Source organism: Acidovorax sp. HMWF018, assembly GCF_003061035.1.
GTDB lineage: Bacteria > Pseudomonadota > Gammaproteobacteria > Burkholderiales > Burkholderiaceae_C > Acidovorax > Acidovorax delafieldii.
In genome coordinates, this window is the sequence record NZ_QAIM01000368.1 from 1 (window position 1) to 16,730 (window position 16,730).

15 protein-coding genes are annotated in these 16,730 nt (G+C 62.3%); 7 read left to right on the plus strand and 8 right to left on the minus strand.

All coding sequences use genetic code 11. From position 1 onward, the window contains the following. Positions 1-5,485: site-specific integrase (locus tag DBR23_RS14075; RefSeq protein WP_146191343.1), on the minus strand; the 5,485-nt coding region annotated here is incomplete at its 3' end. Between the two features lie 309 nt (positions 5,486-5,794). Beyond that, positions 5,795-6,691, minus strand: a complete 897-nt coding sequence (gene nhaR / locus DBR23_RS14085; protein WP_056065394.1) for a transcriptional activator NhaR — start codon at positions 6,689-6,691, stop codon at positions 5,795-5,797. 150 nt (positions 6,692-6,841) lie between these two features. Here nhaR and DBR23_RS14090 point away from each other — a divergent pair, with 150 nt between their 5' ends. Beyond that, positions 6,842-7,390: an Rrf2 family transcriptional regulator gene (locus DBR23_RS14090; protein ID WP_056065396.1), complete on the plus strand. Its 549-nt coding sequence runs from the start codon at positions 6,842-6,844 to the stop codon at positions 7,388-7,390. An 83-nt stretch (positions 7,391-7,473) separates the two neighbouring features. Here DBR23_RS14090 and DBR23_RS14095 read toward each other — a convergent pair whose 3' ends face one another. From DBR23_RS14095 to DBR23_RS14115, 5 genes are all read right to left on the minus strand, one after another. Continuing rightward, positions 7,474-8,067: a MarC family protein gene (locus DBR23_RS14095; protein ID WP_108498672.1), complete on the minus strand. Its 594-nt coding sequence runs from the start codon at positions 8,065-8,067 to the stop codon at positions 7,474-7,476. Continuing rightward, the gene (locus DBR23_RS14100; protein WP_056065399.1) at positions 8,064-8,477 is read right to left on the minus strand and encodes a VOC family protein; all 414 of its coding nucleotides are present in this window, start codon (positions 8,475-8,477) and stop codon (positions 8,064-8,066) included. The genes DBR23_RS14095 and DBR23_RS14100 overlap by 4 nt, the downstream gene beginning before the upstream one ends. A 51-nt stretch (positions 8,478-8,528) precedes the next feature. Beyond that, the gene (locus DBR23_RS14105) at positions 8,529-8,903 is read right to left on the minus strand and encodes a hypothetical protein (protein WP_108498673.1); all 375 of its coding nucleotides are present in this window, start codon (positions 8,901-8,903) and stop codon (positions 8,529-8,531) included. A 64-nt stretch (positions 8,904-8,967) separates the two neighbouring features. Further along, positions 8,968-9,339 (minus strand): TraR/DksA family transcriptional regulator, encoded by a 372-nt coding sequence (locus tag DBR23_RS14110; protein WP_056747886.1) that lies wholly within the window; start codon positions 9,337-9,339, stop codon positions 8,968-8,970. A 123-nt stretch (positions 9,340-9,462) separates the two neighbouring features. After that, positions 9,463-10,110, minus strand: a complete 648-nt coding sequence (locus DBR23_RS14115) for a glutathione S-transferase (protein WP_108498674.1) — start codon at positions 10,108-10,110, stop codon at positions 9,463-9,465. 122 nt (positions 10,111-10,232) lie between these two features. Here DBR23_RS14115 and DBR23_RS14120 point away from each other — a divergent pair, with 122 nt between their 5' ends. From DBR23_RS14120 to DBR23_RS14145, 6 genes are all read left to right on the plus strand, one after another. Then, complete coding sequence (locus DBR23_RS14120) at positions 10,233-10,604, plus strand: DUF2946 family protein (RefSeq protein WP_199227709.1); 372 nt, start codon at positions 10,233-10,235, stop codon at positions 10,602-10,604. Positions 10,605-10,684: 80 nt separating this feature from the next. Then, the gene (locus DBR23_RS14125; RefSeq protein ID WP_108498675.1) at positions 10,685-13,015 is read left to right on the plus strand and encodes a TonB-dependent receptor; all 2,331 of its coding nucleotides are present in this window, start codon (positions 10,685-10,687) and stop codon (positions 13,013-13,015) included. A gap of 14 nt (positions 13,016-13,029) precedes the next feature. After that, positions 13,030-13,590, plus strand: a complete 561-nt coding sequence (locus DBR23_RS14130) for a YcnI family protein (protein ID WP_199227710.1) — start codon at positions 13,030-13,032, stop codon at positions 13,588-13,590. A 63-nt stretch (positions 13,591-13,653) separates the two neighbouring features. Further along, positions 13,654-14,139, plus strand: a complete 486-nt coding sequence (locus tag DBR23_RS14135) for a copper chaperone PCu(A)C (RefSeq protein WP_056065416.1) — start codon at positions 13,654-13,656, stop codon at positions 14,137-14,139. A gap of 105 nt (positions 14,140-14,244) precedes the next feature. Then, positions 14,245-15,114, plus strand: a complete 870-nt coding sequence (locus tag DBR23_RS14140) for a PhaM family polyhydroxyalkanoate granule multifunctional regulatory protein (protein ID WP_099729104.1) — start codon at positions 14,245-14,247, stop codon at positions 15,112-15,114. Positions 15,115-15,192: 78 nt separating this feature from the next. Continuing rightward, positions 15,193-16,527, plus strand: a complete 1,335-nt coding sequence (locus tag DBR23_RS14145) for an FIST N-terminal domain-containing protein (protein ID WP_108498678.1) — start codon at positions 15,193-15,195, stop codon at positions 16,525-16,527. A 52-nt stretch (positions 16,528-16,579) separates the two neighbouring features. On the opposite strand, the gene DBR23_RS14150 is transcribed toward DBR23_RS14145, so the two are convergent. Beyond that, a partial coding sequence (locus DBR23_RS14150; protein ID WP_304466210.1) for a transporter associated domain-containing protein occupies positions 16,580-16,730 on the minus strand: 151 nt, incomplete at its 5' end.

Consider the following 16,730-nt stretch of genomic DNA (forward strand, 5'->3'; position numbering starts at 1 on the left):
ATAGCGGAGATCCACGCCGAACAGGATCCACCTGAAGCTTGCGCCATTTAATTTTTAGATCGTGAGTTTTGGCTAGGGTGAAGCCATTTTCATTTGCGAAGTCCTGGAGGGCGGCAGAGCGTGAATTAGTAAAAAGCTGGAAGCTTTGGTTATCAAGCTTCCATAAATTAATCACATGCTTTAAAAATTCAAAGTGCTCTTTTTGCCACAAAAGCACTTGGCGTGAGGGGCCCACGAAGGTTCGAATTTCCTCTTTGGAATATGGGACTTCTTTCGATGGCGTTTCCTCCCACTCCACTTGGTCAGCATGCCGAATCATTTCTGCCCAACGTGTCGGCTGAATGCCGGAAAGCCAGTCAAGTGGGTGTGAGCCTGATTTGTTTCTTGAAACTATGCGGCCCGTCTCAATCAGTAGACTATCTAGATACCTTGCATCTCGCTCCAAAATATTTGTCGCTTGCAGAGCTATACCAAAATTTTTCCGAAGCACGAGCATTCGAATGAATTTGAGTGCAACCGCAGCCGTGAGGCGGCTTGTAGGGGGTGTGCCAGAATCTTGTTCGAATGTGCTTAAGTAATCATGGAGCAACGTGATCCTGTCCAGATCAATCAACTTTTCCTGAAGATATTTGGACCTGTCCTGTTGAGTGAATTCCTGAAGCTGCACGGAGCGGTTTGCCACATCCGGAAAGTAATGTAGATAGCTTCGAAACGTTGTGCTTGGTTGTGCATGGCCCAGTAGCCGGGCGACAGCCCAAGAACAGCGGCGTGTCGAGTCCGTGCCTCCTAAAAGAAGCAGGCGCGCATTCTGGGATGCTGTGCTGCCAATATCAACTGGATTCAGATTCAATGTGCTGAGACCCAAGAGCTCTGCAACCCTGTTCGCAAATGTGTGTCTACTGTGATGCGGACTGAGTTGATCGTTGCGGGTTACCTGTTGACTGACAGCACCAATTCTTCTGAGCAGTCCTCGCCGCTCTTCCAAACCATCTAGCCCAAAATCGGCCGGGAAGAGCTCATCTTTGTCATTCAAGACCGGGGTGGCTTGTCGTACTAGGAACCATTGCTTAATGATTGCCCTCTCGTGATCCGTCAGCCGAAAGAGGAGGGGGACTTGGCGACGGCTTGCTGGCGATTTCAGCCTGCGTAAATGATTACTCCGAACCATGAGCACCACACAGTCCGGCGCGGGCTCCGTCCAGTCAGATCGCAACAGACATGCGGCCTCCATCCCGCGCAAGCCGAATCGGTACATCAATAGATTGATGAACGCGCATTGAAGATCGCCTATGGATGCTTGGGTCGGAATGGGCGCGAGACAAGCATTGATGCGGAGGTACTCCAGCTCTGTGATGCAGCCAGCCGACACCAACAAGCTGGGCCCATCAGAAATGATCTCGGACCAATCGGGGTTCTCGATTCCAAAAGCCGCGTGCATCGTTTGGTGGAAATCCTTCAGGCATTGAAGGGCTAGCTTTAAGGTCTTGTAGCCATTCTCCGTACTTGACGAGCCGGATTCCGGGGTGGTCGTTGACGGCTCCGTTACCTCTGGAATACCCGACCGTGCATCCATCAGACGCAGGTAGAAGTCTGTGACATCTTCCTCTTCGCACGCCAGTAGATCGTGGTCGAAACCGACGGCCAAAAAGCACAGCGACAAGCTGCTGAAATATCGGTCGACAGAACTGACGCGAAGCAGGGTGCCCTTGCGGGTGCTTCTGCGCAAGAGATGTCGCACCCACTTCACCAGGAGCAGGCAACTTCTTCCGGTAGAACCTCGGTATTGATCCAGCGCCCTGCATAGTGCCGCGTCCATATTTCTGCGGCCAATCCCACCAGCGGTCGCGGCGGCGTGTTTTCTGAATATTGAACGCACCTCACCGAATAGCTTCTTGCTTGCATCTTGTGAAATGACCGGGTCTGGCATCGCGGTCGACGGGGTCGCTGCTGGTGTGCCTGTATCAGCCAGGTTGGACAGATAGACTGCATTAGCGTCTGGCGGTACCTGCGGTGGGCCTTGCTCATCCTCGAAGTTCTCCGAGTCGCTCTCCGTTTCGGCTGCGTTGAATGTTCCGAAATCTCCAGCCGCACCGTGCCGTAATCTGATCCAGTCGCGATGCGGCAATCCGACGGATTGGAGGTCGCCATTCAGATACGCTGCAAGTGAGGCCGGAAACTCCAAAAGGTTTGCTTGATGGACCAGCTGCGCGAGTTCGGAGATCGTTGCGGTGGGGGTCTTTGCGTGCACGGTCAGCAGCCCGATTTTTTGGCAGATGCTTTGCCACTCATCGGGTGGGCTGCTCTTGCCCATGTCCAGGCCACGTTTTGAAGTACTGGCCCGGGCCAGGAAGTTCGCAGTGGCCACACTGATGGGGTACCTTTTGACGGCACAGCCCGAATCGACGTCCAAGTCTGGGGAATACTCCAGATAGTAGGACTGATCGAAATGCACAAGCCGAAAGTTTTTGGCCGCGAGCAGGTCGCGGAGCAGGGGAGGTTCTGTCACCCTGGACTCAAGAACCGTGAGCACTGCTCCAAAGAAAAGACATTCGCGAAGCGAAGTACGGGAGATCTCCCTTGCTTCAAGAACGGGCTGCAGAGCCTGAAGTGCCGCCGCAACCTTTTTGCGACTGCCGATGGCCTGGCGCGAGAGCAGCGTGCGCTCCTCCATGGCTGGTAGATAGCGCTTCTTCAGACGTGGGCGAGTCCCGTCCGTGCACCAGCGTTGACGAATCCAATCCTGAAGGGCTTCGTATCGAAGGGAGCCGAGTGCTCGCGGTGTGCCCGAGTCGTTGAGCAGCATGCGTTGGCTCAGCACTTCCCAATCGTCGACTGAGATGGAATCGACAGGTCGCTCGCCAATGAAACGAAGAATCTCACTGTGTGCTTCCGCCAATGCGTCTGCGTGGCGCTTCGCGCGTCGAGTTTCGCGGGCTGCGTTGCCGAATTGCGCACCCTCTTCAAGGCACGATTTACCAGGTGTCAGGTCAGGAAATTCAAGGGGCGCGGTGTCCCAGCCAGGCGCTTGAAGTGGGGCAAACTGAAGCGCGGCGAAGAGCTGTTCAATGGCCGGGCGGATAGCCTCCAGATCCTGAAGCCTCACCCTCGACGAGAACCGACCGTATGTGGCCGTTCCCCCTTCTGCATGCCCGAGGAGGCCGTCGATGATCTCGGGGTCCTGACCCAATCGGCGAAGGCTTGTGCTGGCTCGATGTCGGAATAGATTCCAGGGCAACGGCCAGGAGAAGACCTCCATGGAGTCCAGCGTCACCTCAGATACTTCGAACCAGCGCAGGCTTTTTCGTGCAGGGTCTTCTCTGAGGAAGAAAAGTGCTGGCATCACGGTGCTGGCTGCCCCCGCAGATAGCGCCTGCAGCTCTTGAGAGAGAGGGGGATCCTGGCTGCTGAGTGCGGTGGCGAGGCGACGAAGGTAGGGCAGGTAGAAGTCTTGGAAGAGCAGGACCAACTCGCTGGGAAGAACCACCAACCGGCCGTCATGACGTTGGGAGGCAACTTTGTCCACGACGAATAAATACCTTTCGTCCCAATCGACCTGCCCGAAGGACTCCAACGGGCTCGACACCGGCCTAATGGCGGTCGCGGCCAGTATTGCGGCGGTCATGTAGACCGTCACCGCGTTGTGGTGAACTAGCCAGTTCTCGGCCGGGCTCGCCGTCAGGCTGTTGATGTGCTGACGTACCCGTGCAATTTCTTCGCGCAGCAATAGGTCAAGCGGGCTCAGTTCGCTGCCGGCAATGTTTTCTTGTACTGGCGCGTTCGGCGGGAACAAAGGAGGCGCGAGCCCTGCAGTGGTCATGCTTCCGTGAACCTCCGTTGTCCGAAACGCAGCATAGGCACAAGATCCTGGCAAACCACTTCGCGAACTGCTGGCAAGCAGTCGACCCAGTACAGGGTCACCGGTTGCCTCGAACACACCTTGTTCAAGGACGTGTGCGAGCATGCCTGAGCGAACGCGTTCCAAGCCGGGCGTGCGTTTACACACCTCGTTGAACATTGACTCGGGAGCATCTTGGATCTGCAGCGACGGCCAAAGATTCAGCAGTGCGCCTGCCTTGGGGCGCCCCGAGCACTGCTGAGAAATGATTTCTGCAACTTCGCCTGGAAGTGGCACTTGAAGATGGCCCGCGAGGGGTTCCAGCCATTGTGATGTCGCAGATGAAGCCTTCCATCCCCTGGGGTGCCGGGGGGGCAGTCTCTGCAAAGTCAGAGTGTCGGGGTGAATGCTCCAGTCCGGCCCACATTGACTGGAAAAGGAGATGTCGGTCGCTGCCATCCGAACGGACTTGGCCGTGTAGACAGCAATCCAAACGAATGCGCCCAAGAGGCGAAGATTCTCGGCAGCGTCTCGCGCAATTGCAGCCTGCCACCATTTTTCCAGGCAAGCCCGTTCAAACTCGTTGAGGCGGTTATTACTGAACGGTAGGAATTGCTGGTCTTCAATGGTGGCAAGAAGCACGCCACGTGCTTCATGTTCCTGGGCCACCGGATTGAGGCGCTCATCAATATTTGTTTCCCAGCATTCGGTCCCATCGCCGCCCTCCTGGTCGATCGCTCTTCCGGTGATGGGCTGGGGATCCTCCGCCAAGATTTCGCCAGAAGAAAACACGGTCGGCGCTGTACTTTGGGCCGATATTCCCGAAAGATGCTCACGTCCGGGGGACAAGCGCGCATATTGAGAAAAGGCACCCCTCGCGGTCAGGGTTTCGACTCGGCCGGCCCGGATCGACTCAGATTCACAGTAGCTGCGCAGTGTTCGGAGCAGTTTGATATGAGCCTTGACGCCGGGCCCCTGGTTAGACGCCAGCTCTAGCTTGCCGACCAGAGCCGCCGCCTCCCAAGCCAGATGCTGCCTGTATATAGAGAGTGATCCACTAGGGGCGCGAAGCCCAACGAAAAGATCCCGCCAATCCCAGTCGCCAGAGGCTGCCTGGCGCAGACTCCACGACACTTCCACGACCCGTTTGTCCGGCTCGGAGTCCTCATAGATGGCTGAGATGAACTGGATAAACGTCCAGGTTCGAAGTGTCTCCAACCGGAGTTGGGCGGCTGCGTCAGGGTGATAGGCCCTGGGCACGCAAAGCGCGAGGAGGGCAAATTCGCGCAGCGTGCCGCGTGGGAGTTGCGCGGCTACCTGTTGAGCCGGAGGCAAATATGGATACAGACGAGCAACGGTTGGGGATGCTGATAAAGATTCCATGAGCCGGCATAACTCCGAAGCCGGCTCGGATTCGTCGGCCCATGCCGAAGCAATCTTCAACGGCCCAGACTGGCGCAAGTACTCAATGATTGATCCGACGTACTCAGGATTGGCGCCGGTTTTTGATGCATCAAGAACCGCAAGCAGCGGACGAGTCAGCCTTAGTCGGCTAGCCCATTCAAGCAAAGGATGCAGCGACGCTGGAAGCCCAAAGGTCTCAAAAGCCTGTCCGTCCTGACCGCCGAAAATCCAGGGTCTGTTGTCCATGAGGTCTCAATCGTTGAAATGCGGCGTGTCCTGCACCGACCGGAATCGTCAAAATTCCATGTGCATTCAACGTTTTACGTCATTTCTAGTCAGTTGAAAACATAAGATATGTTTTCATCAGCCTAGAGCTCATAACCTTCTCGCGCAACCAAAACATAGCAAGCATTGCTAAAACAAAACGCCCACTCCACAGTGGGCGTTTTTGTTTGTGCTCTCACTCGTTGCTTGTGCTCCTCCATGAGTGCGCGAGTTGGCGTGTTGATGACAACTTGTTCCTCCTGCGCAGAGCGCCATCGCGCTCCTACCGGCTCAGTGAGCGAACAGATCTGCCTTGGCGGCCTTGGTGATGGCCACCACACAGGGGTGCGTAATGCGCCTTTCAATGGAGATCGCAAAGAATTCCTCCACCAAGTCTGAGGAGCGGCCGATAACCTCCACGCCAAACTGAGCAGTGGTCTCCTCTTCCAGCACGGAGGGGGATGTGAAGATGCCCCGGCCTTCACGCCCAAACGCATTCATCAACGCGCTGTCGTCAAACTCGCCGACGAGACGGGGTTGCAGGTGGTGCTTGTTCAGCCAGTGGTCGAGTTGCTGGCGAACGGACGACATGGGACCTTGGATGAGCATGGGCGCACCATGCAGGCACTGGGGGAACGGCCCCTCCAACTGCGCCCGCAGGGCGGGGGCGCACAGAAAACTCATGCTGCTGGTGCCCAGTGGGTGGTTGAAGGCTTTGACGCCGATCTTGTTGGAAACAGGCTCGTCTGCCAACACCAGGTCCAGCCGATGCAGGCTCAACTGCGCAATCAATTCGGGAAACTTGCCCTCATGGCAGGTCATGTGCACGCGCTGCGGCATGCCCAGTGCGGGCTCCAGCAGGTGGTAGGCCACCGACTTGGCTACCGAGTCGGCCACCCCCACGCGGAATTCCAGCGGCTTCTCTTGTCCACGCGCCAGCCGGATGGATTTTTCCAGCTCGTCGCCCAGCGCGAAGATCTGTTCGGCATACCCCAGGGCCACACGCCCCTCGCTGGTCAGCTCCAGGCCACGCCCCCTTTTCCGGAACAGGTCGTGGCCCAGCCACTCTTCCAGTTGCTTGATCTGGCCGGACAGTGTTTGCGGAGTGGTGTTGAGCTGCTCACCGGCCCGCATCACACCGCCAGCCTTGGCAACCGTCCAGAAGTAGCGCAGGTGCTTGAAGTTCATACTGCCCAAATGCTTCGCATAAATCGAAGAATAAAACTCAATAAAACGAATATACGCGAAGTATGAAATTCTCTACATTGACGTTTGGCAGCTTCCGTGGCGATCTGCGCTGCGGCCTGGAGCTGCCTGTGTTCACAAGGAGTAGCAACGATGCGTATCACGACCCGAGGACAGCTGGCGGTGTCCGCCATGACCGACCTGGCCCTGCGCCAGAAGATGCGGCCCGTGCCCTTGTCCACCATCAGCGCACGGCAGGGGATTTCTCTGTCTTACCTTGAACAGCTGTTCAGCGCACTGCGCCGCGCCGGCTTGGTAGACAGTACCCGAGGGCCCGGTGGCGGCTATACCCTGGCGCGGCAAGCGGAGCAGGTATCGGTGGCTGAAATCATCCTAGCGGTAGAAAACCTCAAGACCGACGAGCTGCAGAACCTGGGGCCCAGTCAGGCCGCCCAGGTCAAATCCATGACGGGAGAACTGTGGACCAGCTTCAACTCCCGGGTGATGGAGTACCTGCAGTCGGTGACGCTTCAGGACCTTGTCACCCAGGCGCTGGAGCAGGGCACGGTCGTGGAGGAGAAGGCCCCAGCTGCGCGGGCCAAGCTGCCGCTGGCACCCAAGCCCCGCCCTTTGATGGCGCGGGTCAACGTGCCCAACTCGGTGTTTGCTCTGGGGACCATGCCGATCCTGCAGCGTCGCTGAAGCGGCCGCCATGTGGTGCTGCGGGGCGCTGTGAACGGCGCCACGCACACACGAGGGCCGTGGCCAGCGGCTCCTAGCGCGGGCTACAGCTGGTGCGCCAGCTGCTTGATTCCCCGGATCAGCATCTCCACCGAGATCGCGACCAGGATCAGGCCCATCAGGCGTTCAAACGCCATCACCACGCGTTCGCCCACCAGGCGCTGGATGCGCTCGGCCAGCAGCAACACCACGGCACACACGGCCATGGTGACGCACAGTGCGCCCACCCATTCCCATCGCCGCTCCGGGGCCTGGGCCACCAGCAGCATCACCGTGGCCAGCGCCGAAGGGCCTGCCAGCGCGGGGATGGCCAGCGGCACGATCAGCGGCTCGCCCGGTAGCTCCGCCTGTGGTCCGTCCGCCGACGGAAAGATCATGCGCAGTGCGATCAGAAACAACACCACGGCACCGGCAATCTGCAGCGACAAGTCGCTCAAATTCATGACCCGCAGGAACTCCGCTCCGAAGAACAGGAACACCAGCAGCAGTGCAAACGCAATCAGCACTTCCCGCAGGATCACCCGCGCCCGGCGCTCGGACGCCACGCCCCGCAGGGCATTGGCAAAGATGGGGATGTTGCCCAGCGGATCGGTGATCAGCAGGAGCAGGATGGTGGCCGACGCGAAGGTGTAGCTCACGTTGCGTACACCGCGTCCAGCGAGCGAAAGCCCTTGATCTCGATCGGGTTGCCGCTGGGGTCGTGGAAGAACATCGTCCACTGTTCGCCCGGCTGGCCTTCAAAACGCACCTGCGGCTCCAGGACGAAGGCGGTGTCGGCGGCCTTCAGCCGTGCGGCCAGCGCATGCCAGTCGGGCAACTCCAGGATGGCGCCGAAGTGCGGCATGGGCACCAGATGGTCTCCCACGTGCCCGGTGCGGGCGCTGGCAAACGGCGTGCCCAGATGCAACGAGATCTGGTGGCCGAAGAAGTCGAAGTCCACCCAGGTGTCGGTGCTTCGACCCTCCAAGCAGCCCAGCACGCCGCCGTAAAAGCGCCGGGCGGCATCCAGGTCGGTGACGTGAAAGGCGAGGTGAAAGAGGCTGCGCATCCCACAGAGGATAGCAGCCAGTGCCACGCCTTGGCGTGGCCTGCAGGCCGGTCAGGCGACCGACGGATCGGCGGCCATGTTGTCAAACTTCTTGAAGTACTGGCGCGCCATGGCCACCAGCTGGGCGTCTGTCGGGTGGTCTGCGGCCACCGAGTCCACCACCACGCCGGCCACGGCCGCATGGTGTTTGGCGGCCCAGTCGCGGAACTGGTTGCGCACCAGGCCCGGGCCGGCCAGCAGCACCTCGCGGGTGTGGGTCAGTGTCTGGGCGATATCGGCAAAAAACGGCGCGAGGTCGTCGGCCTTGCCCTGGTGCTTGTGGTGGCTGCGGGACTTGATGCGCAGGGCTTCCGCGTGTTCGCGATCGAACATCACCACATGGGCTTCGGATTGGTCCATCCAGACAACGGCGTGAAAAGTGCTCATGAATCGGCTTTCTTAAAGGGGTGACAAAAAACGGGAAGGAAGCAGCCTGAGTGCGTGCGTTCGCTCATGCCGCCCGCCGGTGTTGCTCGGCCTTTTCCTGGCAATGCACACAGCGTGCGGCCTCGGGCGTGGCGTGCAGGCGGGCGGCGGTGATGTGGGTGCCGCAATCCGTGCACTCGCCGTAGGTGCCGGCTTCGATGCGGGCCAGGGCGGCCTCGACAGCCGCCAGGTGTGCGGTTTCGCGTTCGTCCAGGGCAAATTCCAGCTCGCGTTCGGTGGCAACCTGGGCACGCGGGTCTTCCGGTTGTCCGAAGTGGTCGGCGGCGGCCTCGGCGCGGCCGATGACACCACCGCGCTGCGCGGCCAGTTGGGCCAGCAACTCGGATTGCTGGGCCAGTAACTGCTGGCGGAATGGTGCGGCTTGGGTCTTGTCCATGCGGGGTCTCCTCGGGGTGATCGGATACCTGCATGGTGCGCCTGTGCGCGGCGCGCTGGGTTGACCAAGGTCAAGGGATGGCGTGCGGTGTCCCCACCCTGGTGACACCGCTGCGTGGCGGGCTCAGCGCTTGGGCGGGCGCGCCAGCATCTCGGCGGTGTTGGTCTTGCGGTCCGCGTTCACGCGCTGCACATGGGGGCGTTCGGCCATGCGGGCGAGGTAGTCGCGCACAGGCAGGTCGGCCAAGTAGTCCTTGCCGTAGATGATCTTGGTGGCGGAGCTGACCAGCGGCAGGTGAACGACGGCCGCGCAGTCGGCCATCGTGAAGGTGTCGCCGCCCACGTAGGGGCTGAACTTTGCCAACTGGCCGAAGGCGGCAATGTTCTTCTGCAGCTGTGCGCCCACCTTTTCCTTGGCGGTGTCGCTCACGGTGCCGCCAAAGAACGCCTGCGGATACAGGTTGCGTGCCACCAGCTCCAGGTGCAACTCCAGAAAGGTGATCAGCTCGCGCACCTTGGCGGCCTGGAAGGGGTCGGCCGGGATCAGTGGGTGATCGGGGTGCGCGGCTTCGATGTAGTCGGCGATCACCGCCGATTCACAAAGCGCTCCCTGCGGCGTGCGCAGGTAGGGCACCTTGCCCAGCGGGCTGGCGCTGCGATCGGTCTCGCCCACCCAGGCCAGTTCTTCGGTGAACGGCAGGCCCTTTTCGAGCAGCGCAAGCTTGACCTTGTTGTAGTAGTTGCTGGCCGAAAAGCCGCAGAGTGTGAGCATGGTGTGTCTCCGATGTGTTGTAGGGGCAAACGCACATCCTAAGCCCGCACCTGGTGCGGGGCGGTCACGCAGATGACCCGTGCACTGGCTGGCGCGGACTGCGCACCTACAATGGCGCTTCCATGTCGTTGCCGTCCCTCCAAACCATCCGCAGCCTTCGCTGGCTCGCCCGCTGTGTGCTGGCGTGGTTTGTGTTGTCGATCGGCGTGGCCGTTGCGTCGCCGCTGGTGCACCCGCAGGCCATGGAGCTGATCTGCTCCGGCTCAGGTGCGATCAAGGTGCTGGTCAAGACCGACGACGGCGCCAAGGAGCTGCCCAGCCACACGCTGGACTGCCCGCTGTGCACGCATGTGGGCGCTCCCCCTCCCGCAGCGCAGGCCCAGCTGCCTGTGGTCCACCCGCTGGCGCATGCCCTGCGCCCCATCCCTGCCGCGCACATTGCAGCGCGCACTGCCGCGCCGCTGCCGCCGCGCGGGCCCCCATCGCTCTCCTGAAATCGCTATTGATTCGATAGCTGCTGGCGCATGATTCACTTGCGCTTGCGGCCTATTTGGTTTGATTTTCAGGAGTTTCCATGCGCAAAAGCCGCATGGCGCTGGCCGTGGCCAGTGCCTTTCCCGTCGTCCTTGGCATCGCGTCCGCCGGGGCTTCATCCGCATTCGCCCAGACCGCTGACAGCACCAGCACCACCAGCCATGCCCCGGTCAAGGAACTGGGCGTGGTCACCATCACCGGCGGCCAGCCCACCTCGCTGCCCACGCAGATCCCCACCACCATCGAGGGCGTGACGCGCGAGCAGATCGAGCATGCGATCAACGCCACCGACAGCGAAGACGCCCTCAAGTACCTGCCCAGTCTGCTGGTGCGCAAGCGCTATATCGGCGACTACAACCACGCCGTGCTGTCCACCCGCGCCTCGGGCACGGGCAACCCGGCGCGGTCCATGGTGTTTGCCGATGGCATTTTGCTGAGCAACTACCTGGGCAACGGCCCCACCAACGCGCCACGCTGGATGCTGGTCACGCCGGAAGAAATTGAGCGCGTGGACGTGCTCTACGGCCCGTTTTCGGCCGCCTACGCAGGCAACTCGGTGGGTGCGGTGGTGGACTACGTCACGCGCATGCCGACAAAGTTCGAGGCGCACGGGCAGGTCAGCTATCAACACCAGCCCTTTGACCTGTACAACACCAACGGCACCTACGGCGGCAAGCAGGTCAGTACCTCGGTGGGCAACAAAAATGGCGACTGGTCGTGGTTCCTGAACTTCAACAAGACCGACAGCGAAGGCCAGCCGCTCACCTTCCCCACGCGCCTCGTGTTTGCGGGGACCGTGGGCAATGCGGGTACGCCGGTGACGGGCGCAGTGCTGGGCAACAACCGCAGCAACCAGCCCTGGTACCTGCTGGGCACGGCCACCCAGTACCACACGCAGCAAGACCACATCAAGGCCAAGATCGCCTACGACTTCTCGCCCACCGTGCGCGCCGCCTACACCTTCGGCTGGTGGCACAACGCATCCGAGGGGCGGCCCACCAGCTACCTGCGCGATGCCAATGGCAATGCGGTGTACGGCGGCACGGTCAACATCAATGGCCGCTCGTTTGCGCTCGCGCCCACGGACTTCAATGTGTCCAACGAAGACCTCACACATTTCATGCACGGCCTGTCGGTCAAGAGCCGCACGCAGGGCGTGTTTGATTGGGAGGTGGCCGCCAGCCTGTACGACTACCAGACCGACACCCTGCGCGCTGCTACCGTGGCGCTGCCTGCCGCGCTGAACGGTGGTGCAGGGCGCATCGTCAACAGCAAGGGCACGGGCTGGAACACGCTGGCCGCCAAGGGCAGCTGGCGGCCCGATGGGCTGCAGGGCACGCACATCGTGGACTTTGGCCTGCAGCGCGACAGCTACCAACTGCGCACTATCGAAAACGCTACGACGAACTGGATCAGCGGTGATGCAGGCGCCCGCAACCAGGCCTTCAACGGCGACACCCAACTGCTGGGCCTGTGGGCGCAAGACACGTGGAAGATCGCGCCACGGTGGAAGGCCGTGCTGGGCGCCCGCGCCGAGCGCTGGAGCGCCAGCAATGGCCATACCGGCAACGCCACCACCACGCTGAGCCACCCCGAGCGCAACGAGACCTATGTCTCGCCCAAGGCTGCCGTGGCCTACCAGGCCAATGACCTGTGGGTGCTCAAGGCCTCCACCGGACGCGCCGTGCGCATGCCCACCGTGGCCGAGCTGTACCAGGGCGGCATCAACGGCAGTGGCACGCTCATCAACAACGACCCCCATCTGAAACCCGAGAAGAGCTGGACCACCGAGCTGACCGCCGAGCGGGACATGGGCAATGGCCTGCTGCGCCTGACCGCGTTTTTTGAGCGCACGAAGGACGCGCTGTACTCGCAAACCAATGTGCTCGTCACACCCAATGTGACCAACGTGCAGAACGTGGATGACATCCGTACCAAGGGCATTGAGCTGTCGTACCAGGCCGCCAACGTCTTTGTGCGCGGGCTGGAGCTGGGCAGCAGCCTGACCTGGACGGATTCCAAGATCACGCGCAACGACAAGTTCCCGGCCAGCGTCGGCCAATGGCAGCCCCGCATCCCCGAGTGGCGCGCCACTGCGGTGGCCACCTACCGGCCCGATGACAAGTGGTCGTACACCCTGGGCGCGCGCTACAGCGGCAAGCAGTACAGCACGCTCGACAACAGTGACCCCAACGGCTTTGCCTACCAGGGCGCGAGCCGCTACTTCACCACCGATGTGCGCGTGCGCTACCAGATCACCAAAGCGGTCAGCGCCGCCGTGGGCATCGACAACCTCAACAACTACCAGTTCTGGAACTTCCACCCCTACCCGCAGCGCAGCTACATGGCCGAGCTGAAGGTAAGCCTCTGAAAGGAAAATATCCCATGTCTCTGAATACTATGAAAAAGATAGCTGCTGCCGCATGTTTGACTAGCGCTACAGCCCTGTTTGGCACTGCATCTGCCCATGTGGTGCTCGAATACCAGGTGGCCCCGGCCGGCGCCAGCTACAAGGCCGCGTTCAAGGTCGGCCACGGCTGCGGCGCGTCGCCCACGCGGCAGGTCGTGGTGGACATCCCTGCAGGCATGCGCGGTGCGCGCCCCATGCCCAAGCCGGGCTGGACGCTGGAGGTGCAGCGCGACAAGCTGGCCCAGCCCTACACCAGCCACGGCCGCAGCATCACCGAAGACGTGGTGCGCATCACCTGGACGGCCAAGACGCCGGACGACATGTTGCAAAGCGCGCACTACGACGAGTTTGTGCTCGTGGCCCAGGCGCCGGAGCACGCCGGCACCGTGTACTGGCCGGTGCGCCAGGTCTGCACCGAGGGCCGCAACGATTGGACCGAGGTGCCCAAGGCGGGCCAGCAGCTGTCGGACCTGAAGTCCCCTGCCGCAGCGCTGGAGATTCTGCTCACCGGTGGCGCCGCTGCCCACAATCATTGACAGTCGGACCCAGAGTCTGTTGCCGCTTCCCTTTCTTCTCTCGCAAACCGAAAGACATTCACCATGAAAAAACTGCTTCACACCGCTGCCGTCTTTGCCGCACTGCTGAGTGCCCCTGCATGGGCCCAGACCGCCGCCGTCAAGGTCGAAGGCGCCTGGGCGCGTGCCAGCGTGCAGGGCCAGAAGGCCACGGGCGCATTCATGCGCCTGACCGCCAAGGACGGTGCTCGCCTGGTGCGTGCCGAGTCGCCCGCTGCCGGCCTTGCCGAGGTGCACGAGATGAAGATGGAAGGCGACATCATGAAGATGCGTGCGGTGCCTACGCTGGACCTGCCCGCAGGCAAGACGGTGGAACTCAAGCCCGGGGGCTACCACATCATGCTGCTGGACCTGAAGGCACCCCTGGCCAAGGACAGCGCGGTGCCCATCACCCTGGTGTTCCAGGACGCCAAGGGCGTGGAAAGCAAGCTCAACCTCACGCTGCCGGTGGGCACCGCTGCACCCGGTGGCGCCACGGCGGGCAGCATGATGGATGGGCATAAACACTGAGGTGACAGCCGCCGCAGCGCCTTCGCGGGCGCAACGCATTGGAGTAAGCTGTGACTCCTCAGAACCTTCAGCAGGTTCTCACGACCCACCTCTTGCGGAGCGGCCATGAGCGACACATCCAACTTCGGTTTCGGCAAATTCGTCCCCGGTTTTGACTTTTTGCAAAGCCTTGCCAAGGGGGCGTCCAGCAGCATTCCGCAGTTGCCCAACCTCAGCAATTGGGTGGCGCCCACCATCAGCGTCGAAGAGCTGGAAAAGCGCATCGACGAGCTCAAGGCCGTGCAGTTCTGGCTGGAGCAGAACTCGCGCGCGCTGGCCGCCACCATCCAGGCGCTGGAGGTGCAGAAGATGACCCTGGCCACGCTCAAGGGCATGAACTTCAGCATGGGCGATGTGGCCAACGCCTTCAAGCTCAAGACCGCCGACACGGTGATGAGCGGCGTGCAAAAAGCCGCTGACACGGTGACCGGAGCCGCCGAGGCCGTGGCGGGTGCTGCCGCCCGCGTGACCGGCCGCGCCAGCGCTGCCGACGAGTCCGAGGAGGAGCCTGCTGACACCGAGCCCGCCCCTCAACCCGCCAAAGGCAAAGCCAAGGGCAAGACAGCGGCGGCCGCCGAGCCTGCCGTGGTGGACCCGATGCAGTGGTGGGGCGCGCTCACGAGCCAGTTCCAGCAGATTGCCACCAATGCCATGAAGGACGCGGCCAAGCAGACTGCCATCGACACCACCAAAAACATGGCCACCGGCCTGGCCAAGGAAGCCCTCAAGACGGCGACCGGCATGGCCAGCCAGTTTGCCGCCAAGGGCATGCAGACCATGCAGGGCGGCGCCAAGCGCGCCGCCGCGTCCTCAGCGGGCACTGCCAAGAAGGCCGCTGCCGCCAAGAAACCCGCAGCCCGCAAAACCACCACGAAACCCGCCGCTAAAAAGGCCGGCAGCACCCGCAGCCCTGCGGCACGCAAGCGAGCGGGCTGACGCCAAAGCGGGCCGGTGTGGCAGCCCGCAGATGGCGCGGCACTGCCCCACCCCCGCCCAGGCCTGGAGACCATCACCATGAAACTCTTCCCCACCGGCCATGCCACCCACCCGCAGTGGCGCATGGCCGCTGCGCTGGTACTGGCGCAGTTGCGCGCCCAGATGGCATTGCCTGACTACGCGTCGGCGCCCACCCTGGGCCTGCTGTACATCACCGACCACTATGCCAACGAGGCCCAGGCGCTGCTCGACTACCTGAGCAGCGAACTGCCCGAGGTGACCGATTGGAGCGGTACCGTGGGCGTGGGCGTGTCGGCCAACAATGCCGAGTACTTTGACGAGCCGGCTCTGTCGGTCATGCTGTTCGATGTGCCGGCCGACCAGTACCGCGTGTTTTCTGGCGTGGCGCCGCTGCCCGCCCACGCGCCGCATGCCGGCGCAGGCTTTGTGGCCCACACAGCGCTGGTGCATGCCGACGGCCACACGCCGGAATTGGCCGAACTGCTGACCGAGATGGCCGCGCGCACTGACACCGGCTACCTGTTTGGCGGCCTCAGCGCCAGCCGCACGGCCAGCGTGCAGTTTGCCGTGGGCGGCGACGGCAACATGGCCGGGCAGGGCGGTGCCAGCGGGGTGTTTGACGGGGGGCTCTCGGGCGTGGCGTTTGGCGCGGGTGTGTCGCTGGTGTCGCGCGTCACGCAGGGCTGCCAGCCCGTGGGCGCGCTGCACACCATCACGGCCGCGCAGGAGAACGTGGTGCTTGCGCTGGATGGCGAGCCGGCGCTGGATGTGCTGCTCGATACGCTGCAGGTGTCGCTCGACGGTGGCGACCCGCAGCCTGCCCTGCGCAAGGTGCGCGCCACGCTGGCCGGACTGGTCAGTGCGGGGGAGCAGCCACAGGGCCAGCGCCGCACGGGCCACTTTGGCACCGACACGCGCGTGCGCCATATCCTGGGGTTGGACGGCTCCCGCCGGGGTGTGGCCCTGGCCGACCATGTGGAGCCCGGCATGCACCTGGCGTTCTGCCAGCGCAACGTGGCGGCCGCGCGGGCGGACCTCATGCGCATCTGCGCCGAGATCCGCGAGGAACTATCGCCGGAGGAGTTGGAACCCGCGCCCATGGTGGCGTCCGGCGCGCCAGGGGAACTGGCCGCAGCGCCGGGCGTTGCCGGACATGCTGGAGCGCAACCCCAGACGGGGCGGCGCATTTGCGGCGCGATCTATGTGAGCTGCTCGGGCCGGGGCGGGCCGCATTTTGGCGGGCCCAGCGCGGAGCTGCAGATCGTGCGCCATGCGCTGGGCGATGTGCCACTGGCCGGTTTTTTTGCGGGCGGCGAGATCGCCCACCACCATCTGTACGGCTACACCGGCGTGTTGACCGTGTTTGTGGACGGCGAGCCCTCGCCGTCCTGAGGTAGACGAGGGGAGGGGGCTTGCCGGCAAGCAGTCCCCCCGGCGGGTTCGATCAGCCCGCGCCGTTCTCGTCAGACTCGGCTTTTTCCTCGGGCGTCAGCCGCGTGGCCAGGATCTTGTCGATGGTCTTGCCATCCATGTCCACCACTTCCAGCTTCCAGTCCTCCCACTGCACGGTGTCGGTCACCTTGGGCAGGCGGCCG